Annotated in this window: 18 protein-coding genes; 9 read left to right on the top strand and 9 right to left on the bottom strand. The window is 61.2% G+C overall.

The features are described from left to right. The first annotated feature begins 103 nt into the window (after positions 1 to 103). The 5 genes from D0T11_RS14055 to mtaB all read left to right on the top strand — a co-directional run bounded on the left by D0T11_RS14055 (position 104) and on the right by mtaB (position 5,702). Complete coding sequence (locus tag D0T11_RS14055) at positions 104 to 1,969, top strand: LTA synthase family protein (protein WP_119656431.1); 1,866 nt, start codon at positions 104 to 106, stop codon at positions 1,967 to 1,969. 177 nt (positions 1,970 to 2,146) lie between these two features. Beyond that, positions 2,147 to 2,314, top strand: a complete 168-nt coding sequence (locus tag D0T11_RS22585) for a hypothetical protein (protein WP_182888411.1) — start codon at positions 2,147 to 2,149, stop codon at positions 2,312 to 2,314. Positions 2,315 to 2,398: 84 nt separating this feature from the next. Continuing rightward, positions 2,399 to 3,271, top strand: a complete 873-nt coding sequence (locus D0T11_RS14050) for a HEAT repeat domain-containing protein (protein ID WP_119656430.1) — start codon at positions 2,399 to 2,401, stop codon at positions 3,269 to 3,271. A gap of 2 nt (positions 3,272 to 3,273) precedes the next feature. Continuing rightward, a complete protein-coding gene (locus D0T11_RS22140) occupies positions 3,274 to 4,185 on the top strand; it encodes a hypothetical protein (protein WP_147374662.1) in 912 nt (303 codons plus the stop codon). A 170-nt stretch (positions 4,186 to 4,355) separates the two neighbouring features. Continuing rightward, a complete protein-coding gene (gene mtaB, locus D0T11_RS14045; protein ID WP_119656429.1) occupies positions 4,356 to 5,702 on the top strand; it encodes a tRNA (N(6)-L-threonylcarbamoyladenosine(37)-C(2))-methylthiotransferase MtaB in 1,347 nt (448 codons plus the stop codon). A gap of 131 nt (positions 5,703 to 5,833) precedes the next feature. On the opposite strand, the gene D0T11_RS14040 is transcribed toward mtaB, so the two are convergent. From D0T11_RS14040 to D0T11_RS14030, 3 genes are all read right to left on the bottom strand, one after another. Continuing rightward, positions 5,834 to 6,457 (bottom strand): helix-turn-helix domain-containing protein, encoded by a 624-nt coding sequence (locus tag D0T11_RS14040; RefSeq protein ID WP_119656428.1) that lies wholly within the window; start codon positions 6,455 to 6,457, stop codon positions 5,834 to 5,836. 840 nt (positions 6,458 to 7,297) lie between these two features. Continuing rightward, positions 7,298 to 7,495, bottom strand: coding sequence for a hypothetical protein (locus D0T11_RS14035; protein ID WP_147374661.1), 198 nt, complete (start codon positions 7,493 to 7,495; stop codon positions 7,298 to 7,300). A 157-nt stretch (positions 7,496 to 7,652) separates the two neighbouring features. Next, entirely contained in the window at positions 7,653 to 8,891 is a 1,239-nt protein-coding gene (locus D0T11_RS14030; protein WP_119656426.1) for an ABC transporter permease, read from the bottom strand. Positions 8,892 to 9,097: 206 nt separating this feature from the next. Here D0T11_RS14030 and D0T11_RS14025 point away from each other — a divergent pair, with 206 nt between their 5' ends. After that, complete coding sequence (locus D0T11_RS14025) at positions 9,098 to 10,369, top strand: asparagine synthetase B (protein ID WP_119656425.1); 1,272 nt, start codon at positions 9,098 to 9,100, stop codon at positions 10,367 to 10,369. Positions 10,370 to 10,532: 163 nt separating this feature from the next. Here D0T11_RS14025 and D0T11_RS14020 read toward each other — a convergent pair whose 3' ends face one another. From D0T11_RS14020 to D0T11_RS22580, 6 genes are all read right to left on the bottom strand, one after another. Then, positions 10,533 to 11,006 (bottom strand): hypothetical protein, encoded by a 474-nt coding sequence (locus tag D0T11_RS14020; protein WP_119656424.1) that lies wholly within the window; start codon positions 11,004 to 11,006, stop codon positions 10,533 to 10,535. Between the two features lie 160 nt (positions 11,007 to 11,166). Further along, complete coding sequence (gene miaE / locus D0T11_RS14015; RefSeq protein ID WP_119656423.1) at positions 11,167 to 11,763, bottom strand: tRNA-(ms[2]io[6]A)-hydroxylase; 597 nt, start codon at positions 11,761 to 11,763, stop codon at positions 11,167 to 11,169. Positions 11,764 to 11,905: 142 nt separating this feature from the next. Further along, positions 11,906 to 13,927: a putative porin gene (locus D0T11_RS14010; protein ID WP_182888410.1), complete on the bottom strand. Its 2,022-nt coding sequence runs from the start codon at positions 13,925 to 13,927 to the stop codon at positions 11,906 to 11,908. Continuing rightward, positions 13,920 to 14,990: a tetraacyldisaccharide 4'-kinase gene (lpxK, locus tag D0T11_RS14005; RefSeq protein ID WP_119656421.1), complete on the bottom strand. Its 1,071-nt coding sequence runs from the start codon at positions 14,988 to 14,990 to the stop codon at positions 13,920 to 13,922. The genes D0T11_RS14010 and lpxK overlap by 8 nt, the downstream gene beginning before the upstream one ends. A 271-nt stretch (positions 14,991 to 15,261) precedes the next feature. Beyond that, the gene (locus tag D0T11_RS14000) at positions 15,262 to 15,681 is read right to left on the bottom strand and encodes a hypothetical protein (RefSeq protein ID WP_119656420.1); all 420 of its coding nucleotides are present in this window, start codon (positions 15,679 to 15,681) and stop codon (positions 15,262 to 15,264) included. Positions 15,682 to 15,980: 299 nt separating this feature from the next. Continuing rightward, positions 15,981 to 16,532 carry a helix-turn-helix domain-containing protein gene (locus tag D0T11_RS22580; protein ID WP_182888409.1) on the bottom strand — a complete coding sequence of 184 codons (552 nt, stop codon included), beginning with the start codon at positions 16,530 to 16,532 and terminating at the stop codon, positions 15,981 to 15,983. 309 nt (positions 16,533 to 16,841) lie between these two features. Between D0T11_RS22580 and D0T11_RS23370 the strand changes: the two genes are divergently transcribed. From D0T11_RS23370 to D0T11_RS13990, 3 genes are read left to right on the top strand one after another with little or no spacing between them, the layout of a single operon-like run. After that, positions 16,842 to 17,348 (top strand): DNA methyltransferase, encoded by a 507-nt coding sequence (locus D0T11_RS23370; protein WP_262681980.1) that lies wholly within the window; start codon positions 16,842 to 16,844, stop codon positions 17,346 to 17,348. A 49-nt stretch (positions 17,349 to 17,397) separates the two neighbouring features. Beyond that, positions 17,398 to 18,444 carry a site-specific DNA-methyltransferase gene (locus D0T11_RS13995; protein WP_262681979.1) on the top strand — a complete coding sequence of 349 codons (1,047 nt, stop codon included), beginning with the start codon at positions 17,398 to 17,400 and terminating at the stop codon, positions 18,442 to 18,444. A gap of 12 nt (positions 18,445 to 18,456) precedes the next feature. Further along, positions 18,457 to 21,129, top strand: coding sequence for a DEAD/DEAH box helicase (locus D0T11_RS13990; RefSeq protein ID WP_119656419.1), 2,673 nt, complete (start codon positions 18,457 to 18,459; stop codon positions 21,127 to 21,129). Positions 21,130 to 21,173 lie beyond the last annotated feature (44 nt).

Here is a 21,173-nt window from a genome sequence, read left to right as displayed (position 1 = left end):
CCGCCAGGGAATAGCCGCATTTTTCCGTCAGGCAGCGCGCAACCAGCCCCCGACAGGCTAATTCTCAGGCTGAGAACAAGGGCAGGCGCTTACCTTTGCCGGCGTGAGAAACCGCTTTGCCTTTCAGCCGCGCTACTTTTTGTTCTGGCTGGCCTGTTTCGTGGCTGCCAAAGCCCTGTTCCTGCTGTATTACCTGACGCGCACCCTGGCCCTGCCGGCCGGCACGGTGCCGCGCATTTTTGGCTATGGCCTGCGCCTGGATGCCTCGGCCACCGCTTATCTGTGCCTGCTGCCCTTTCTGCTGTTCGTGGTGGGTAGTCTGGCCGGGCCGCGGTTTGCGCTGGAGCGGCTGCTGCGCGTTATCACGGCCGGGGCGGGCGTGGTGGTAGCCACGTTTACCGTGGCCGATCTGGCCCTGTACGGCCCCTGGGGGTTCCGCCTCGATGCCACGCCTTTGCAATACCTGAGCACGCCGGCCGAAGCCCTGGCTTCGGCCGGGCCGGGCCTGGGGGCGCTGCTGCTGGGCCTGTGGCTGGGGCTGCTGGGCCTGGGGTGGGGCTTATATAATGGGATAGTAGGCCGGCTGCCGACCCTGCTGCCGGGCTTCGGCCGGGGGCGGGCCGCGCTGGCGGGGCTGCTCTACCTGGCCCTGCTGGTGGTGCCCCTGCGCGGGGGCCTCCAGCAGATACCAGTGAACCAGAGCGACGTGTACTTCGCCAGCCAGCCCTTCGCCAACCACGCCGCCGTGAACGTGCCCTGGAACGTGCTCAACTCGCTGCTGCTGCAAAACGGCCCCACCAACCACTACCAGTTCCTGCCCGATACCGCCGCCGACCACCTCACGGCCGCCCTCTATGCCCCCGCCGGCCCCGATACCACCCGGCTGCTGCGCCCGGGCCTGCAAAAGCCCAACGTGCTCTTTATCATCCTGGAAAGCTTCACGGCCAAGCTGGTGGGCCACCTGGGCGGGGAGGTCGGCGTGACGCCCACCCTCGACAGTCTGAGCCGCACCGGTGTCTCGTTCCGCAACGTGTACGCGGCCGGCGACCGGAGCCAGAAGGGCCTGGTGGCGTTGCTCTCGGGCTACCCCAACCAGCCGGCGACCAGCATTATTAAGTATCCGCGCAAAACCGAGCGGTTGCCCCACCTGGCCCGGGTACTAGGCGGCCAGGGCTACTCCACGGCCTACTACCACGGCGGCGAGCTGGCCTTCGCCAACATGAAGAGCTACCTCGTCACGGCCGGCTACCAACACCTGACCGAACGGGCCGACTTCGCCCGCCAGGACCAGAACGCCAAGTGGGGCGCCCACGACCACGCACTACTGGCCCGGATGCTGCGCGAGCTGCCCCGGCAACGGCAGCCGTTCTTCGTCACGGCCTTCACCCTCAGCTCCCACGAACCCTTCGACGTGCCCATGCGCCCCCGCTTCCCGGGCGCCGATGAGGCCAGCCGGTTCCGCAACTCCGTGTTTTATACCGACCACGTGCTGGGCCAGTTTCTGCAAACGGCCCGCCAGCAGCCCTGGTGGCCGAATACGCTGGTAGTGCTGGTAGCCGACCACGGCCACCCCCAACCCGGCGACTCGCCCAACCACGCCCCGGCCAAGTTCCAGATTCCGCTCCTGCTCACCGGCGGGGCGCTGGCCCCCGCCGCCCAGGGCCGGCAGGTGCTTACCTACGGCTCCCAAACCGACGTGGCCGCCACGCTCCTGCACCAGCTGAACCTGCCCGCCACCAACTTCCCCTGGAGCCGCGACCTGCTGGCCCCCGCCCCGCCCGCCTGGCCCGGCGGCGCGGCCTTCTACTGCTTCACCGACGGCTTCGGCGTAGCTACTCCCGCCGGCACGGTCACCTACGACAACGTGGCCCGCCGCGTCATCGAGCAGGATTCGGCCGTTTCCCGGCGGCAGCTGCGCTTCGGGCAGGCGTATGAGCAGGTGTCGTTCGGGGATTTTCTGGGGAAGTGAGGGAGGGGCGACGCTTAGCGGTGAATGGCAAAGCTCCACTTTTGGCTGGCCTGCGTCGTGGGGGAGCTTACAGGTTACCCCCTCCCCACACTTTTTAATGCTTCCATGGTGAAGCCACAGAATTTTTCATATATTCGAATCACCTTATAACTCTATAAGGCGTAAACATTTTCTATTATGCAAGAAAAGCAAAATCATCTGGGTCTGGTCAGAAAAGGGGTCCGTTTGGACAAACTAAATAATCCAGTAGGTGAGCAGCATTCCGCTGAAAGTAGTGATTTTATTCTCCCGCATGTGATCATATGGGATCATATGGGCGCTTTCACTAAAGCTGCTGCTTTATAATGATGCTAGAAAAATCCGAGACACTAAGGAAAGAGTCAGTGTCTCGGATTTTTTCTTTAGGATGAGAGAATCAATAACTTTAATATGTATACCCTACCCGGCGAGAAGCATATAAAGCGAGTTAGTATGATGACTAGCTTGTCAGCCATTTCTAAAACGTTGTTCAGCAAAATTGATGCAGATTTGACAACATCTGATGTGTTAAGTGCATTATCTGATTTCATTCACCCTAATTGGATAACTGAATTTATAAATCATGAATTAGAAAAATTAAATGAAAATTCTTCTTACATTCCAACATCATCTTCATATAGTTCTATCGAAGTGATGAACAATGATTTGTTTGATTTACATTTGGGATATGCAAAAAACGAAGATCTAAAAAAAATAATACTATTAACTTCCTCATCAAGTGACAAAATAATAATATCGTTTTGCAAATTTGGATTACTCTATAATTTGTATAATCAACAAAATCCTTATCCGATTGACGTTCTTGACAAGAATAAAAAATTATCTTTGATAAAAGGCAACCACAAGTTGAATTTTATGGAGGCCATTACGATTAAGAAGTATGAGGAAATTTTTTCTCATATTGGATCAACAGATAATGACGATATTATAATAGTTAGTGTAACTATAAAAGAACCAATATCTTTTTCTTGGGAATATGACGCACACACACTGCGTCCTATCCGATTGGTAGGGGGTGGAATTGCCAGCAGAATTGAACACACCTGTAAACTACTAGGTGAATTGGATGCAGAAACATCAGTACCTATACTGGAAACACTTCTACATCATCCTATGCACAATGTTAGATGGGAAGCAGCTCGTAGCATTATGATGATTGATTTTGAGAAGGGTATTGAATCTTTACATATGCTCAAAGACGATAAGCATATAGAAATCAGGGAATCGGCGCACATCGCTCTCACACAACTTAACCTTATCTAAGAATGGCACTTACTTTTGAATTACAAACTAGCGACGCTATTTCGTTTAATGATTTTATCAATCACGCGTCTGAGGTCGTGAAAAGAAACATGCCAGAAACGGTGCTTGATTGTACAGAGCAATTGCAGAAGTTGTCAAACAATAAATATTTTTTGATTAATTTTTTAAATACAGAATTAAAAGAATATTTAAATTTTCAAACAGCCAATGTGTATAGCGCCCAAACATTGCTGCTTCATCAAACACCGCACTATTACATCAGAGCTAACGCATGGCCAGTAATGGAGAGCAAAGAGGTATCCGTTGCTAAAAATATTGCAAAGCATCAAAATGAACTTTCTATTTACCAAAGAGCGCACGATCATAACTTCTCGTTTCTTACAGTTGGATACTTTGGCGGCGGCTATACTACAGAAATATGGGAATATGATAATGATGAAGTAATAGGATTTATTGGCGAAATAATTAACCTAAATTATCTAGAAACCACCAAATTACCCAAAGGAAAATCAATGTTTTATAGAGCTTCAAAAGATATACACATACAGAACCCTTCTGACGATTACTCTATTTCCATAAACGTTATACCGATTAGTGATAAGGATGTCGAAAAAGAGCAATACTACTTTGATGTCGATACCCAAATGATATCTGGCATAGTGCCTACAGTTGGTAGTGGCAGGCATATGCTATTCGATTTAGCCAAAAAATTCCATGATCAAAAAACTTTAGACTTAGTTACCTCAATAAGTGAGAATCATGAGATACCGTACATGCGGCTAAAAGCGTTCGACTCTTTGTCTACTATGACAGGTGAATCAGAACATATGTGGCAACGAGCTTCACGTGATAATCATCCTATAGTGCATCGCCACGCTAATTTAGTGTTGGAAGGTAAAAAACGCAGTTTCTAAAACGCGTTTCTAAGTTACCCTCTCGGTCTAGACAGCTGCTATAGCGACCTTGTAGGTTTCCCCTTGAAGTAGGCAAATCAAAAAATAGTGCTTTCCGCCCCTGTATTCCAAGCCCTGCCGCCCCACTGCCGGAAGCTTGCCGCTTCCGCCGTATCTTTGCGGCCTTGCTTATGGAAATGGAAACCAGGAAAGTCGCCTTTTACACGTTGGGCTGCAAGCTCAACTTCTCCGAGACGTCGGCCATCGGGCGGCAGTTTGAGGAGCACGGCTTCGTGAAAACCGCCTTCGAGGACGCGGCCGATATTTACGTCATCAACACCTGCTCCGTCACGGACCACGCCGACCGCAAGTGCCGGAAGGTGGTCAAACAGGCCCTCAAACACAACCCCGAGGCCCTGGTGGCCATTGTGGGCTGCTACGCCCAACTCAAGCCCCAGGAAATTGCCGAAATCCCCGGCGTGCACGCCGTGCTGGGGGCCGCCGAGAAATTCCAGCTCGTGGAAACGCTGGCCAGCTTCACGAAACCCGCTGCCGGCCAGCCCGGCCGGGTATTCGCCTCCCCGATTTCGGAGACGACCGAGTTCCACGCCGCCCACTCCTACGGCGACCGAACCCGCACTTTCCTGAAAGTGCAGGACGGCTGCGACTACTCCTGCTCGTTCTGCACGATTCCGCTGGCCCGGGGCGCGAGCCGCTCGGGCTCGGTGCAGAGCGTGGTGGAGCGGGTTACCACCCTGGCCGAGTCCGGCGTGAAGGAAATCGTGCTCACCGGCGTCAACCTCGGCGACTTCGGCCTCCAGGGCCCGGAGCGGGAGCGGCGGGAGGATTTCTACGACCTCGTGCGCGCCCTCGATGAAGTGGCGGGCATTGAACGGTTCCGCATCAGCAGCTGCGAGCCCAACCTGCTTTCGGATGACATCATCCGCTTCGTGGCCCAGTCGAAGCGGTTTATGCCCCACTTCCACATTCCGCTGCAATCGGGCTCGAACAAGATTCTGGGGATGATGCGCCGCCGCTACCGCCGCGAGCTATACCAGGAGCGCGTGGCCCTCATCAAGCAGGTGATGCCCCACGCCTGCATCGGCGTGGACGTAATTGTGGGTTTCCCCGGCGAAACGGAGGCCGATTTCCTGGAAACCTACCAGTTTCTGAACGAGCTCGACGTGAGCTACCTGCACGTGTTCCCCTACTCGGAGCGCGACAATACGCTGGCCCCCACCCTGCCCGGCCGGGTCCAGGACCGCCACCGCCACGAGCGCACCACTCAGCTGCGCAGCCTCTCGGAAAAGAAGAAGCGCTTCTTCTACGAGCAGCACCTGGGCCTGGAAACGCGGGTGTTGTTCGAGGACGACGTGACCAACGGCCAGATGGAGGGCTTCACGCCCAACTACATCCGGGTAACGGCCAAATACGACCCGCTGCTGGTGGGCGAGCTGAAGCCCCTGCGCCTCACCGCCGTGACCCCGCAGAACCTGATGGAGGCCGAGGAAATGGGCATCGAGGTGTTTCAGCACTAAGCACCCAACTCGCGGCGTAGGGAGCGGGGCTTGTCCCCGCCCGCCGTTGGACGGCTCGAGCGGACGGTAGTCCAACGGCGGGCGGGGACAAGCCCCGCTCCCTACGCCGTGCGACTACTATAGTCCCCACGTTAGCTCAACTGCCGCTGCATCAGGTCCATCATCTGCTGCATCATGCGCTGCTGGTCGAGCAGGTGCTGGTTGCGCATTTCGGCCATAGCCAGCTGATGGGCCATCTGCTGGGTGTAGAGGGCCGTCTGCCAGCTCAGGTCGGGCGCAGCCGGAGCAGCGGCGGCGGGCGCGGCGGCTATCGGAGCGGCGGGCTGTGGGGCCGGAGTTGCGGCAGCGGGCACAGGTTCCGCCGCGGGAGCCGGCGCAACCTGCGCGGCTACCAGCTCGGGGGCGGCCACGGGCACGGCTACCGCCGTGGCCACGGGCATACTTGCCGGAGCGGCAGCGGCGGCGGCCTCCACGAGTTGGGCAGCAGATTGCAGCACGGGTGGCGGCGTAGTAGCATCCTCGGTAGCGTCCGTTAGCATCGGGCCTTCGCCCTGGAGCAGCCAATCCTTGGATACATTTGGATACACCTCAAAAACCTTGCACAGCAGGTCGAAACCGGGCTTGTTGCGCTCGTCTACCAGGTGCTGGATGACGGTGGCCGTCTTATCCAGGGAGTTGGCAAAGGCGTTTTTTGACAACCCCAGATGGCTTATCAATTGCGTAAACCGCTGCCCGACCGTAATTTCCACTGCCATATCCAAAAGTAAGTAGTCATTAATATGATGCAATGTAGCACCAAATGAATAAACAAAATAATGGACACGTTTCCCCGCTGTGGATGGCGCCAGCTAATCCGATGCTGGAACCGGGCGCGGCAGGCTGAGCAGGCAGAGCCCGTCTGCCCGAAGGTGCACAGTATCGAAGGAGGACAGATAGGTTGGTTCGGGAGTCTAGGGCGTCAGAATGTACGGCAGATCAGGAAGGTAAAACAGACGCATTCCTTCCCTGGTAACCAGGAAATCATCCGTACTCAAAACATTGCCCTTGCCCACCTCCCGGAATGCAACCTGTCGGGCTGCTGGATTCCAATGAGATAGTAGCTCAGGTTGTCTGCCAGGGTGGTACCGGCTTCCTCCCCTCCCGCCCAGCAGCACGTCCTCTAGTGTTTCAGCAGTGCGCACACTATATAGCAGACTTGTTCCCGAATAAGAAATCGGTCATTTTCTGAGCAGTATTTAGTGCTGGAAACGGTGGCTGCACAAACAACCAGCGGTATACTGCCTTAGCCACGTGAAAAGGTCTTCCCAGCCAACTGGAATAGCAAGAATTTTCAGCCGTTTCTTATTGGGGAACAAGTCTAGCTTCTTGCAGACGCTGCTGAAGTTGGGCGAATGAATCGGCTAACACCTGATCCAGGGTAAGCCGTTGGCCGGTGCGCACGTCGAATACGGCGTGCCTGACGGGCATAATCTTGTGGTCCCAGGTTACTTCCTGCGTAAGCTCAAAACTCAACAGGCGGCCATCATTGTGTCGTACTACATAATGAGAACCCGTCAGCCCTTGGCCATCCTGAGGATGATCCGTTTCGATATTCGTTAGGCGGCGGCCCCCCCCTGATGCAGCGGTTGTTGCGGCTTCCGGGTGATTGTAAGCGTATCGTCGCCCCTCAACTTGTACTCCTCACCCAGCAGGAGCACGCCCAGCGCCGTGTTGAGGCGGCGGGCCGCCGCCGTATCGGCCAGCCGCACCTGGGGGAGCACGTAGTTTTCCAACCAGACGCAGTCTATTTCCACCAGCGGCCTGAGAGCTGACTGGCTGGCAAACAGACTCGCCGACGGAGCCTTCTGCGTCAGCGTTTGCGGCGTTGCGGCTGCATCCGGGCTTCCGCAGCCCATTGTTCCGGCCAGCAGCAGGGCGCCACTAGCCACTCGTGTTATTGCCGCCCCGCTCCTACTCAAACCGCAGGCTCTCGATGGGGTCGAGGCCGGCGGCTTTGCTGGCCGGGTAGTAGCCCGAGGCCAGGCCCACCGTCACGCAGATAATCAGGCCGACCGTCATCCAGAGCCAGGGCACGATGAAGCCTCCCTCGCCCACGAACAGCGAAATGGCGTTGCCCATGCCCACGCCCAGCAGGATGCCCAGCGTGCCGCCCATCACGCAAATCACGATGGCCTCGATGAGAAACTGCTGGCGGATGTTGAGGGCCGTGGCCCCCATGGCCTTCCGAATTCCGATTTCGCGGGTGCGCTCCGTCACCGATACCATCATAATGTTCATGAGGGCGATGCTGGCCCCGAGCAGCGTGATGAAGCCCACCAGAAAGCCCCCGATGCGCAGGTTGCCCGACAGCGCGTCGAGCTTGCCGGCCAGCGAGTCGGAGCGTTCCAGCTCAAAGCTGTCCTGCTGGCCCAGCGCGTCGTGGCGGACGGCGCGCATGATGCCGGTGGCCTCGCCGGTGAGGTAGGTGAGCTGGGTGGCGTCGAGGGTGGCCGTTTTCACATCGTAGGTGAGGGCGCGCTGGCGCGGGAGCTGGTTGCCGGTTTCCAGGGGCACCAGCATCAGGCGGTCGGCCCCGCCGCCGCCCATGCTGCTGCCGCTCTTCTCCAGCTCGCCCACCACCAGAAACCGCCGCCCCAGCATATAGATGTATTGGTTGAGCGGGCTTTGGCCGGGAAAGAGCTTGTCCTTGATTTCGGCCCCTACAATAACCACATTGGTACCGGTTTCCAGCTCGGTGGGCGAAAAGGCCCGGCCGCCCTGGAGGTTGTAGCTCTGGATGAGCAGGTAGTTCTCGTCGCCGGCCACCACCTGCATGTTGGGGTTGGTTTTCTCCCCGTTGGCCTTCACCTCCACGGCCCCCGCAATAAAGGCCGACACGCCCACCTTGGCCTGCTCGCCCACCTGCTGCTTGTACTGGCGGGCCTGCAAATAGGAAATGGCCGGGTAGGTTTTGCCCTGCACGCCCCCCCGCCGGAAGCGGTTGGTGTAGCCCTTGGCCTTGATTTCGAAGGAATTGGCCCCCAGGCTGGCAAAGGTGGAGTTGAGGGAGGCCTTGATGGCGTCGATGGCCGTGAGGATGCCCACCAGCGACATAATGCCGATGCTCACGATCAGGGCCGTCAGAATCGTGCGCAGCAGGTTGCTGTTGATGGAACGAAACGCCTCTTTGATGTTTTCCAGCAAGTGCATAACGACGACGGCAAAACGAGTGCGACTAAAACTTCTTTCAACTCCTGCGCCGGCTCCTTCATCTCCAATTCTCCACAACGACAGCCCGCGCAAGGTAACGGGTTTTGGGCGAAACTCCCACCCCAATTCGTTACCTTTCGCGGGGTGAATTGCTCCCGTTGGCGGCCCTCGCGGCCCGCTTTTCCCCGCCTTTGCCTCTTCTGCCTATGAAAACGTTTCTGAGCCTGCTGCTGGTGCTGGCCGCCAGCCTGGGCCTCGCCCCGGCCGCCTGGGCCAACCACATTCTCATCCCGATGGACAACACCCAGAAGGAGCACCTGAAAGCTTACGGAGCCGCTTACTGGCTGCTGGGCAAGCAGGTGGAAGTGGACTGGCTGCTCAACTACCGGGGCGGGGCCTTCGCCTGCCCCGTGGGGCCGGGCGTGGAAAATGAGCTGGCTATCCGGGGCGTGAGTTACCAGGTGATTTCCGAGGCCCAGTACACGAATGTGCTGTCGGAAATTGCCGACCCCAACGCCAACATGGACGTGATGAAGCTGGAAAAGGTGCCCAAGATTGCGGTGTACACGCCCAAGGGCAAGCAGCCCTGGGACGATGCCGTGACGATGGTGCTCACCTACGCCGAAATTCCCTTCACCCAGATTTACGACGACGAAGTGCTGCACGGCGACTTGCCCAAGTACGACTGGCTGCACCTGCACCACGAGGATTTCACGGGCGAGTACGGCAAGTTCTACGCCTCCTACCGCTCCCGCCCCTGGTACCAGCAGCAGCAGCGCGACGCCGAGGCGGCCGCCAAGCGCAACAACTTCGCTAAAGTGAGCCAGATGAAGGGCGCGGTGGCCGTGAAAATGCAGGAGTTCATTGCCGGCGGGGGCTTTCTGTTCGCCATGTGCTCGGCCACCGACTCCTACGACATTGCCCTGGCCGGCCTGGGCGTAGACATGGTGGAGAGCATGTACGACGGCGACCCGGCCGACCCCCAGGCCCAGAGCAAGCTCAACTTCAACCGCACGCTGGCCTTCCAGAACTTCCAGCTGCGCATGAACCCCTACGAGTACGAGTATTCCAACATCGACATGGACCCGCGCGAGCGGGGCGTGTACGAGGACAACGACTACTTCCAGCTCTTCAACTTCTCGGCCAAGTACGACCCCGTACCCACCATGCTCACCCAGAACCACGAGCGCACCATCAAGGGCTTCATGGGCCAGACCACGGCCTTCCGCAAAACCCTCATCAAGCCCGACGTGGTAGCTATGGGCGAGAACAAGGCCTCCGGTGAAGTGCGCTACATGCACGGCACGCTGGGCAAAGGCACCTGGACGTTCTATGGCGGCCACGACCCCGAAGACTACCAGCACTTAGTAGAAGAAGAGCCCACCGACCTGAGCCTGCACCCCAACTCGCCCGGCTACCGCCTCATCCTGAACAACATCCTGTTTCCGGCCGCCAAAAAGAAGAAGCAGAAGACGTGAGAAGTGAGAAGTGAGAAGAGGAACGTCATCCTGAGTGAAGCGAAGGATCCTGTCACGTAATAACGAGTCGTCAAAACGATTATCGTTCTACGGTGATAAGATCCTTCGCTCCGCTCAGGATGACGTTCCTCTTCTCACGTCTCACGTCTTCTGCTTCTCACGTTTACCGCTCCAGCCGCATAATCTGCTGCACTACGGCGGGCAGGTCGTCGGTTTTTTCGGGGTCGAGCGACAGGGTCAGGTCCAGCAGCACGGGCTGACCTTTGGCGGCCGCGCACACGATGTAGCGGTAGGCCATGCCGTTGTCGGTGGCGTAGGCCAGGCGCACGCCCTGGGCCGGGGGGCCATTGAGCAGCGAGCAGGTGAAGGGCTGGGTTTCGGTGCCCTTGTGCTCTTTTTTGGCCTGCCGGATGTACTCCGGCGGGTAGGCCGTCATGGCCCGGTAATCGAGGTAGGCCCAGGAGAGCCGGTAGTTGGCGCAGGCTATTTCGGTGGACGAGGTGGGGGAGCAGCCGTTTTCCACGGGCAGATCGACCCCGCAGAAGTTGAGCGTGGGCACGCCGGCCGGGGCCTGGGCCAGGGTGGCCCCGGGCAACGTGAGCAGCAGGGCAAGTAGTAGTGTAAGCAGGATTTTCATAGGTTACGGGACAATACCAACGCCTAAAATACAACCGTGGAGCTTGCCCTTGCAACTCCGCTTTCAACTATTGTGCAATAGCTACCGATGGTAGCGGCCCTGCTCATGCTGTCCGGGTTGCTCTCCGCTTTCAACTGTTGTGCAATAGCTACCCGCCGGCCTAGTGCATCCGGTCGTCGCGCACGGGCAGGCTGGTCACGATGGCGCCCTCGATTTTGAGCAGCTCCTGGAGGCGGGCGTCCACTTCCCCGGCGGCGCAGTATTCCTTGGCCAGGTCCACGTAGCTCACGAAATGGCCGGCCTCGGACACCATCAGCTCGTAGTAGAACTGGCTGAGCCCGGGGTCGGCAATGTTCTGCCAGAGCAGCTTGAACCGCTCGCAGCTGCGGGCCTCGATCAGGGCGCTTACCAGCAGCTGGTCCAGCAGCTGCCGCTCGCGGGGGCCGCCCTTGCGCACGTGCGCCAGCAGCTGCACCACGTACTCGTCGCGGCGGGGGCGGCCCAGCGCGTAGCCGCGCTGGCGCAGCTCCTGCATCACGCGGGCAAAGTGCTCCCACTCCTCGGCCACCAGGGCTGTGAGCTCCTCCACGAGCCGCGTTTTCTCGGGGTAGCGCACGATAAGCGAAATGCCGGTGCTGGCCGCCTTCTGCTCGCAGTAGGCGTGGTCGACCAGAATATCTTCGATGTTCTTGCTGGCAATATCCACCCAGCGCGGGTCGGTGTTGAGCTTGAGCTTGAGGATGGTTTTCTCTTTCATGGCGGTTTTGGGGCGAAGGAACTCAGGGGCTTAGGATGCAGGCACTTGATGGTCAGATGCATTTCAGGCCTGCGCCTGCCGGGCACCAGGGCCGGCTGCAACCCCTGCAACACCGCCCCGCTGAGTCCCTGAACCCTGACATCTAATTGAAGAACTGCCAGCGCAGGCCGAACTGGACGCGGCGGGGCAGGGCGGCGTAGTAGGGCGTGGCGAAGTAGCCGTTCTGGGGCAAAAACTGGTTGACGTAGGCCACCTTCACAAACACGCCCACCGTCTTGATGTCGGCACTCATAAACACGTCGACCACCGGCACGTTGCGGATGGTGAAGTGGTCCTGCACGAAAAACTGCTGGGTGCTGGGGCTGTAGTCGTAGGCCTGCCAGCGCGACTGGAAGTAGCCCTGCACGCCCACCTGCCCGAACAGGGCGTTGCGGAACACGGAGCCCTGGTAATACAGGCGCGACTCGCCCACCAGCGCCGGCACGCGCAGGGCCGGGTTGTCGGAGCCGGCCCCAGCGGTGTAAGTGGCCTGGTTGTCGAAGAACAGGTGGCCCACGTTCACGCGGTAGCGACCCATGAGCGTGCCCACCTGGAAGGTTTCGTCGCGCTGGTAGGGCCCGGCCAGGTGCACCCGGTCGGTTTCGGAGGCCGGGTTCACCGAGTAGTAGAGGTAATTGGTGAGGTTGGCGCCCGTGCCCACGGCTTCCAGGTAGTGCCGGCCCAGCTGCCGGGCGGCGCGCACCCGCACCTGCTGCACCTGGCTGTTGCGGAACGAAGTATTCCACGCGAAGTGGTTGCCCCGCAGCTGCTGCTCGGTGAGCGTGGGCGACACGCTGGTGAGCAGCAGCTCCCCGCTCAGGAAGCCCAGCACGGCCCGGCCCCGCAGCCAGTATTCGGTGCTGGCGGGATTTTTCAGGTCGGGCTTGATTTCGCCGGCCGTTTCGATGGCGTACTGCCGGTAGCGGAACGCGGCCGTGCCGCCCAGAAACAGCTGGGCGCCACGCTGCTCGGGCAGGGCCTCGCCCAGCACCGCCGGCTGGCCCGAGGCGACCCGCGTGGTGAGTGAGTAGGAACGCTGGCGGGCGTAGAGGCGGTAGTCCACCGTGTTCGAGTTGCCCATAACGCCCAGCGTATTTTCCAGCTGCCGGAACTCGGCCCGGTCGTCGGTGGCGGCGGTGCTCAGGCGCAGGGCGGGGTAAAAGCGGTTCGGCGCGCCGGCGGCCGATACCAGCGCGTCGTCGGTGTACTTGTTGAGCTGGCGGCTCCAGTCGAAGCTGTGGAAGGCCGTCAGGCCCCGGCCCAGCAGGCGGTAGGAGTGCAGCAGGCGCACCCGGTCGCGGCTGTCGCGGTTCTTGGCCTGGGTCAGGCTCACCACCTCGCGCTGGTAGTCAAAGAGCTGGGTCAGATCCACCTCCCCGGTTTTATCCCCGATTTTGAGCGTATCCTTAACCTGGGGCACGATGCCGCCCTGCTCGGCCACCGTGTGGCGGGCCGTGCTGAAGTTGGCCATGGCCCGGTAGCGGTTGTTGAGCGACTGATAGCGGGCGAAGAGCAGGAAGTTGCTGTGCTCGGCCAGGCCGGTTTTGGTGTTCGTAACGGCCACCGCCTTGTTGGAGCCGAACCGCTCGTAGTCGAAGCCCGCGTTGAAGCGCTTTTTGAGGCTGCGGGCGTAGGAGAACTCGAACACCTGCTCGTAGGGGTTGCCCTGGTGAAAGCGGAAGAACGTGTACGGCGAGCGGGTGTCGTAGTACTTCACGTCGGCCCCGTCGCGGGCGTACTTATCGAACACCTGGCGGCCCGGGCGGGCACCCAGGTGCAGGTTGGGCTCCCAGAGCAGGGGCCGCGAGGCGGTACCGAAGTTGCCCAGGTCCTGCTGAAAGGTGGTGTCGTGGGTCCAGTAGCGCGGCTGGGGCAGGCGGGTGAGGGTGGTATCAATCAGGCGGCCCACGGTGTCTTCGCGCAGCAGGTCGCGCTCCTTCAGCACAAAGGTGGTGCGCGCCCCGTAGCGGTTCCGGGTCGAGTCGTCGAGAATCTGGGCCTGGCTGCGGCCGGGGGCCAGGGTGGCCAGCACCAGCAGGGCGGCCACCACCGGCGGCCACGGCCACCGGCCGGCCAACCAACCCCGCAGGGCATCACAAAGCGAAAGCAACAAGGAGTCAGACAACGGCGGGGGGCGGCAAATGGGGGGCGAGCAGGGAAACCAGCCGGGCCTCCCCGTCGGCGAGGAACCGAACGGTAATCGGAATGTAAAATACGGGCAAATCGGCCACACTTGCCGCCAGCGCGGGCTCTTGCAGGCGGGCCGCGTCTTTCTGGGTGGTCAGAACGCACTGGCCGGGCGGGCATTGGGCGGCCAGCTCCCCTATTTCGCGGGGCGTGAAGGCGTGGTGGTCGGGGTAGCGGGCGTGGTGCACCACCCGGTAGCCGGCCGCCGCCAGGTGGGCCAGCAGCGGCCCGGGCTGCACAATGCCGGTGAGCACCACCACCGCCTGCCCCTGCTCCGGCGCGGCGCTGGCCCCGGTGCCGGGCACGGGCACCGGCACGCCGTACTCATAGACCGAAAACAGCACCGGCACGCCCGGCCGGGCGTAGCGCCGCACCCGGGCCGTAATGGCGGCCCGGGCCGCCGCGCTCAGGTCGGGGGCGCACTTGGTGATGATGACCGCGTCGGCCCGCCCCGCCCCGGCCCGGCTTTCGCGCAGGCGGCCGGCGGGCAGCACGTAATCCTGGTAGAACGGCCGCTGCTGCTCGCTGAGCAGGATATTAACCGCCGGCCGCACCCGGCGGTGCTGGTAGGCATCGTCGAGTACCACGGCCGTTACGGCGGGCTCCTCGCCCAGCAGCCGCCCGATGCCGGCCCCCCGGTCTTCGCTCACCACCACCGGCACGCGGCCCCCAAACTGCCCGAACTGCTGCCAGGGCTCGTCGCCGACGGTGGCGGCCGAGTCGGTGGCCGTGGCGCGGCGGTAGCCCCGGGTGCGGCGGCCGTAGCCCCGGCTCAGCAGCGCCGGGTGCTGCCCCTGCGCTTGCAGCCAGGCCACCAGCCAGGCCACGTGGGGCGTTTTGCCGGTGCCCCCCACCCGCAGGTTGCCCACGCTGATAACGGGCACCCGGGCAAAGGCCACGCTCGCCTTCCAGCCCCGCGCATAGAGCCAGTTGCGCACGGCCAGCACGGCGGCGTAGAGCCAGCTAAAGGGCAGCAGCAGAAGTTGGAGGGGAGAAATCAACGGTCAGGCCTAAGAATCGGGCAAGGGGGCAAAGCGCCGCTTCGCCCCCGCCCCGGAAATGGCCGGCACCTGCCGGCCACCGCAAAAGTAGCGGGTTGGGCCGGGTTGGCGGACAGTTTGGAATAGGTAGGTTATTTTTTTATTCCAGCAAAATAACCTACCTCACCCCGGTACGCCCCTACCGGCCCGGCCCACGCAAAAGGCCGCCCCGCGCGAAGCGGAGCGGCCCGATAGTGCAATAGGAACTAAGGAAGCAAGGCGCGGCGGGAGCTTAGGCGGGCAGCGCGGCCCGGTGGGTGGTTACCTGCCCGATAACAGCGGTGAGCACCGCCACCTGGGCCACCACCTGGTCGGCATCCACTTCCGAGAGCAGGCGGGCCACCCCGGAGCGGGAGCCGCCCCGGTCGTTGAGGTTGTCACGCCGGTCGTTGGCGCGGCGCAGCTTGCTCTCGGTTTGGCGGCGCAGGGTGGGCGTGAGGTTGGGCGCGGCCATAATGGCCTCGTAGGCCGCAATTTCGGCTTCCGCCCCGGCCAGCCGCCCGTCTACGTCGGCCTGGGTGCGCTCGGTGCGGCGGTCGGCGTAGTCGAGGTTGCTGGTGCGCTGCTGGTAGCCGTCCAGCTCGCCGTTGAGGTCGGCCAACGCCTCGTCGCACTCGGCGCGGGTCGTTAGCAAAGAGAGGGTAATGGGCATAAATAAAGGGGTTAAAGGATGAATGATGCCTCCATTACGCTGGCCCCTCCCGATTATTGTGCGGCGCTTACTTTTTATTTTTCTGCCGACATGCGGACCGCCGCAGTTCGGCAGAAAAAGACCGTCATTCCGGGCCGAACCGGGGAATTGCGCGGGCTCAGGCGGCGGGCATAGCCGAACGGTGCGTAACGGCCGCCGGGCGTTTCGGCCTTGACCGGGCCGCCCGCCCGCCCGGCTAAACAGCTTCACCATTCAGCAACGCCCGCCTGCCCGCCCGCGTCGCTGGCGCGTGCATGGCCTTAGGGGGCCGGGGGCAGCAGGGCGGCCAGGGCGGCGGCTTCGGCTTCCAGGGCCGCCAGGCGGGCGTGCAGCAGGTGCCAGTCGGCCGCAAATTCGGCATCGGGGGGCKGGGCCTGCTGGCGCAGCCAGKCGGCGGGGGCCGGCGGCTCCTGGACGAGCGGGGCCACTGCGGCGGCGGCGGCCAGCAGCGCCGGCAGCGCCTGCTGCCAGCGGTGGGCGTAGGTGGCGCGGGTTTGCAGGCGGGCCAGGCGCGGGCGCAGCAGCCCGGCCTGCCAGCGGCACCAGTCGAGGCGGGCGGCCAGCGGACCGGGGGCGGGCGGGGCAGCCGGGGGCGGCAGCGGCGGGGCCGGGGCCGGCGCGGCTGGTACCTGGGTGGCCAGCACCGCGAGCCGCCGCAGCACCCGGCCCGAGAGCAGCTTGCGGCCCGCCTCCAGGTGGCCCACCATCGCGGCGCTCACGCCCAGGTACTGGCCCAGCTCCCGCTGGCCCAGCCCGAAGTAGTGGCGCACCCGGGCCACATCGGTTGTCGAAGCAATGGAGTGGCGGGCCATAGACTGGGGGGGGAAAGGTGGTTGTGGCGTTGTTGCGGCGGTGCCCCCCTGGCCCCCTCTCCTTGAGAGCGGGGGAACTAGCCGCTGGTTTTCTAGTCTGGCTGTGGCAGCTTTGGCTTTGGAAACCAATAGCTAGCCCCCCCTCCTCCCCTCTGAAGGAGAGGGGGCCAGGGGATGAGGGGCACCGGGAGGCGTAGCGCCAGCACGAAGCAACCCGTATTTTCAAAAAGGTAGGTTATTTTTCTGCGCTAAAAAAATAACCTACCTTTTTCAAAACGCCCGGCCTGTTCGCCCGGCCGCCTTACCTTCGTGCCCACCCTTCGTACCCGCCTGCTCATGCCCACCCTCCACTGGATTGGTAAAGACAAAGTCATCAATCATCACCTGGACGTGCCGTTTCGGCTGCTCGGCCACCAGTACGGGGCCTGGCCCGACGGCCGCCAGACGGCCGACCCCACCGGCAGCGGCAACCAGATCATCCACGGCGACAACCTGGAAGCGCTCAAAGCCCTGCTGCCCGAGTACGAGGGCCGGGTGAAATGCATCTACATCGACCCGCCCTACAACACCGGCAACGAGGGCTGGGTGTACAACGACAACGTCAACGACCCCAAGCTCAAGAAGTGGCTGGGCCAGGTGGTGGGCAAGGAAAGCGAAGACCTCTCCCGCCACGATAAATGGCTGTGCATGATGTACCCCCGCCTCAAGCTGCTGCACAAGCTGCTGGCGGAAGATGGCAGCATCTGGATTTCGATTGATGATAATGAATTGTACAATTTAAAGCAGATATGTGATGAAATAATGGGGGGGGGGTAATTTTTTAGGAAACATTATCTGGCAACACAGCATTCAAGGAAAGAACGATGTGAAGACAATTTCATTACACCACAACAACACGCTGGTCTATTGCAAATCAGGTTTTCAAATAAAGAAACTTGCCCGTACAGCAGAACACAACAAAGCATACTCAAACCCCGACAATGATCCGCGCGGAGAATGGCGTAGTGGTGATTTTCGCAGCCCAAACTATCGGGAAAATCTGCGTTACGATTTAGCTACTCCATCGGGGAAATTTATTGCTCCACCAGAAAAAGGCTGGCGTTGGGAGAAAAGTACTCTAGCAAAGAAAATTGCCGATAAAGAGGTGATTTTTAACTTCAACGAAACTAAGATTACTCGTAAAATATATTTAGAAGCACAGGGTGGACGGGTTGCAGAAAGTATCTGGTTCGGAACCGAAGTCGGTACAACACGAGATGCTAATCGATTACTAAAGGAGCTATTTGATACAGAAGTCCCGTTCAACACGCCCAAGCCTGTTGAGCTGATAGAGCGCATCCTTCAACTCGCCACCGACAAGGATTCCATCGTGCTCGACAGCTTCGCCGGCAGCGGCACCACGGCCCACGCCGTGCTCAGGCTCAATCAGCAGGACGGCGGCCAACGAAAATTCATCCTCACGGAGATGGAAGACTACGCCGAGCACATCACGGCCGAGCGGGTGAAGCGCGTGCTGCGGGGCTACGGCGGCCTGCCCGGCACCGGCGGCAGCTTCGACTACCGCACCCTGGGCGAGCCGGTGTTCACCGAAAGCGGCGAGCTCAACGAGCAGGCCGGCCTGCCCGGCCTGCGCCAGTACCTCTACTACACCGAAACCCGGCAACCCCTGCCCCCCGGCCCGCCCGCCGCGGCCGACAACGCCGCGTTTCTGGCCCTGCACAACGATACGGCCTACTACTTCCACTACGCCCCCGACACCGTCACCACGCTCAACCACGATTTCCTGAGCACCATGCGCACCCGCGCCGGCCAGTACATCATCTACGCCGACAACTGCCTGTTGCCGGCCGAATTCCTGACCCTGCACGGCATCATTTTCAAGAAAATCCCCCGCGACATTTCGCGCTTCTAGCCCTCAGCCGATATGGAGCTCAAACCCTACCAGCAGGAGGTTATCACGGACCTCGCCCGTTTTCTGGACTGCGTGCAGGCCACTAAAAACCTGCCCGACGCCTTCCACGATTTCTGGACCACCCACCCGCGCACGCCTTTGCCGCCGTTTCCGGGCACGGCCATCGAGCCGTATAAGAACACGGTGCCGGGCGTACCCCACGTTACCATTAAGGTGCCCACGGCGGGCGGCAAAACCTTTATCGCGGCCAACGCCCTGCGCACTCTCTTCGCCGCCCTGCCCGTGGGCCGGCCCCGGGCCGTGGTGTGGCTGGTGCCCTCCGTCACGATTCTCGACCAGACCCTGCGCCAGCTCAAAGACCCGGCCCACCCCTACCGCCAGAAACTCAACTCCCACTTCGCCGGCCGCGTGGAGGTCTACGACAAAGCGGCCCTGCTGCAAGGCAGCGGCTTTTCGGCCAGCAGCGTGCAGGAGCAGCTGAGCCTGGTGGTGCTCAGCTTCGACTCGCTGCGGGCCAGAAACAAGGAGGACCGCAAGGTGTACCAGGAAAACGGCCACCTGCACTCTTTCGGGGCTCTGCTCGGCCCCGGCGACGAGGACATCACGCTCATGCGCGTGCTGCAAGCCCTGCACCCGGTGGTGGTGGTCGACGAGAGCCACAACGCGGAAAGCGACCTGAGCGTGGACATGCTCCGCAACCTGAACCCCGCCTTCATTCTCGACCTGACGGCCACGCCCCGCAAAAACAGCAACCTCATCAGCTTCGTGGATGCGCTGGCCCTCAAGCAGGAGCACATGGTGAAGCTGCCCGTTATCGTCTACAACCACCACGACCGCACGGAAGTCATCAACTCGGCCCTGCAACTCCAGCGCAACCTGGAGCAGCAGGCCAGGCAGGAGCAGAAAGCCGGCGGGCGCTACATCCGGCCCCTGGTGCTGTTTCAGGCCCAGCCCAAAACGGCCGACGACAACACCACCTTCGAGCTGCTGAAACAGAAGCTGCTGGACCTGAAAATTCCCGAAAGCCACATCCGCATCAAAACGGCCGGCCTCAACGAGCTCCAGAACGAAGACCTGGCCTCGCCCCGGTGCCCGGTGCGCTACATCATTACGGTGAATGCGCTGAAAGAAGGCTGGGACGCGCCCTTTGCCTACATCCTGGCCTCGCTGGCCGATAAGTCGTCGGCCGTAGACGTGGAGCAGATTCTGGGCCGGGTGCTGCGCCAGCCCTACGTGGCCCCGCACGCCGCGCCCATGCTCAACATGAGCTACGTGCTGACGGCCTCCGGCAAGTTTATGGAGACGCTCGACAAAATTGTGGTGGGCCTCAACAAAGCCGGGTTCAGCGCCCGCGACTACAAGGTGGCCGACCTGGGGGCCGCCCCGCTGGCCCCCGCCCCCAACGCGCCGGCCCGCTTCGGGCAGGCCCCGCTCAACTTCGACGCCCCCMCCCCCCCGGCCGCCGCCGCCGCCGCCGCCGACCTGGCCGACATTGACGTGCGCCGCATCGCGCCCCTGCCCCCGCCCCCCGACGAAGCCGACCCGCTGGCCGACCCGCTGGCCGGGCTGGCGGCCGCCGGCGGCTCGGTGCGGGCCATTGCCGAAGCCGCCCTGGCCCAGCAGGCCGCGTTTGAGAAAACCGTGGCCGCCAGCTCCGCCGACGGGGCCACGCCCCTGCCCACCGTGCTCCAGTCGCTCGTGAAAACCTACCCCATCAAGGAAGTATTCCGCGCCCCGGCCGCCGCCCTGGTGCTGCCCCAGTTCTTCTGGAAAAAACCCGCCGCCACCCTCTTCGACAGCGGCGAAGGCAGCCCGGCCGTGCTGCTGGAAAAGGAATACCTGCTCGAAGGCTTCCCGCTGGGCAAGGCCGATACCAACATCAAGTTCGACGGCGTCTCGGCCGAGCTCTACAAAGTAGACCTCGACGACACCAGGCAGGAGGCCACGCCCACCTTCGCCCGCATCGACGGCGACGCCAAGGAGCGCATCATGGCCTACATGCTGGACCCCGGCCGCAAAGACAGCCGCGTAAAAAACTTCACCCGCCGCATCCTCGACCTCATCGGCAACCTCTACCCCATTGCCGACAAGGAGATTGAGCGCTACGTGAAGCGCATTCTGGAAGACTTCACCGACGAGCAGTTCACCGACTTCGCCAACCACGAGTACACGTACACCAAGAAAATCAAGGAGAAAATCCAGCAGCTGTCGGAAAACTACGCCTACCAGCAGTTTGAAAAGTTTCTTGCCCTGGACAAAGCCACCATCCGGCCGGCCTACGTTTTCCCGGCCCAGATTGCGCCCGGCGAAACCAGCAAGGCCATCACCAAGTCGCTCTATGAGCAGGAGGGCAAAATCAACGGCTTCGAGGAGCGGGTCATCAACGAAATAGCCAACCTGCCCACCATCGCCTTCTGGACCCGCAACCCCGAGCGCGGCAAGGGCTTCCGCATCAACGGCTTCCTCAACCACTACCCCGACTTCATCATCCAGACCAGGAGCGGCAAAACCCTGGTCGTCGAAACCAAGGGCGACCACCTCGACGCGGAGCAGAAAATCCGGCTCGGGGCCATCTGGGCGCAAAAAGCCGGCAACGCCTTCCGCTACTTCATGGTGTATGAGCGCCGGGTAGTAGATGGAGCCTACAAGCTGGACGACTTCCTGAACCTGCTGCGGGAGATATAACGCGCCGGGGGTGGGTTGAAAAAGGTAGGTTATTTTTTTACGCC

Source organism: Hymenobacter rubripertinctus, assembly GCF_003583925.1.
Taxonomy (GTDB): Bacteria; Bacteroidota; Bacteroidia; order Cytophagales; family Hymenobacteraceae; genus Hymenobacter; species Hymenobacter rubripertinctus.
This window is presented reverse-complemented; position numbering and strand designations above follow the sequence as displayed.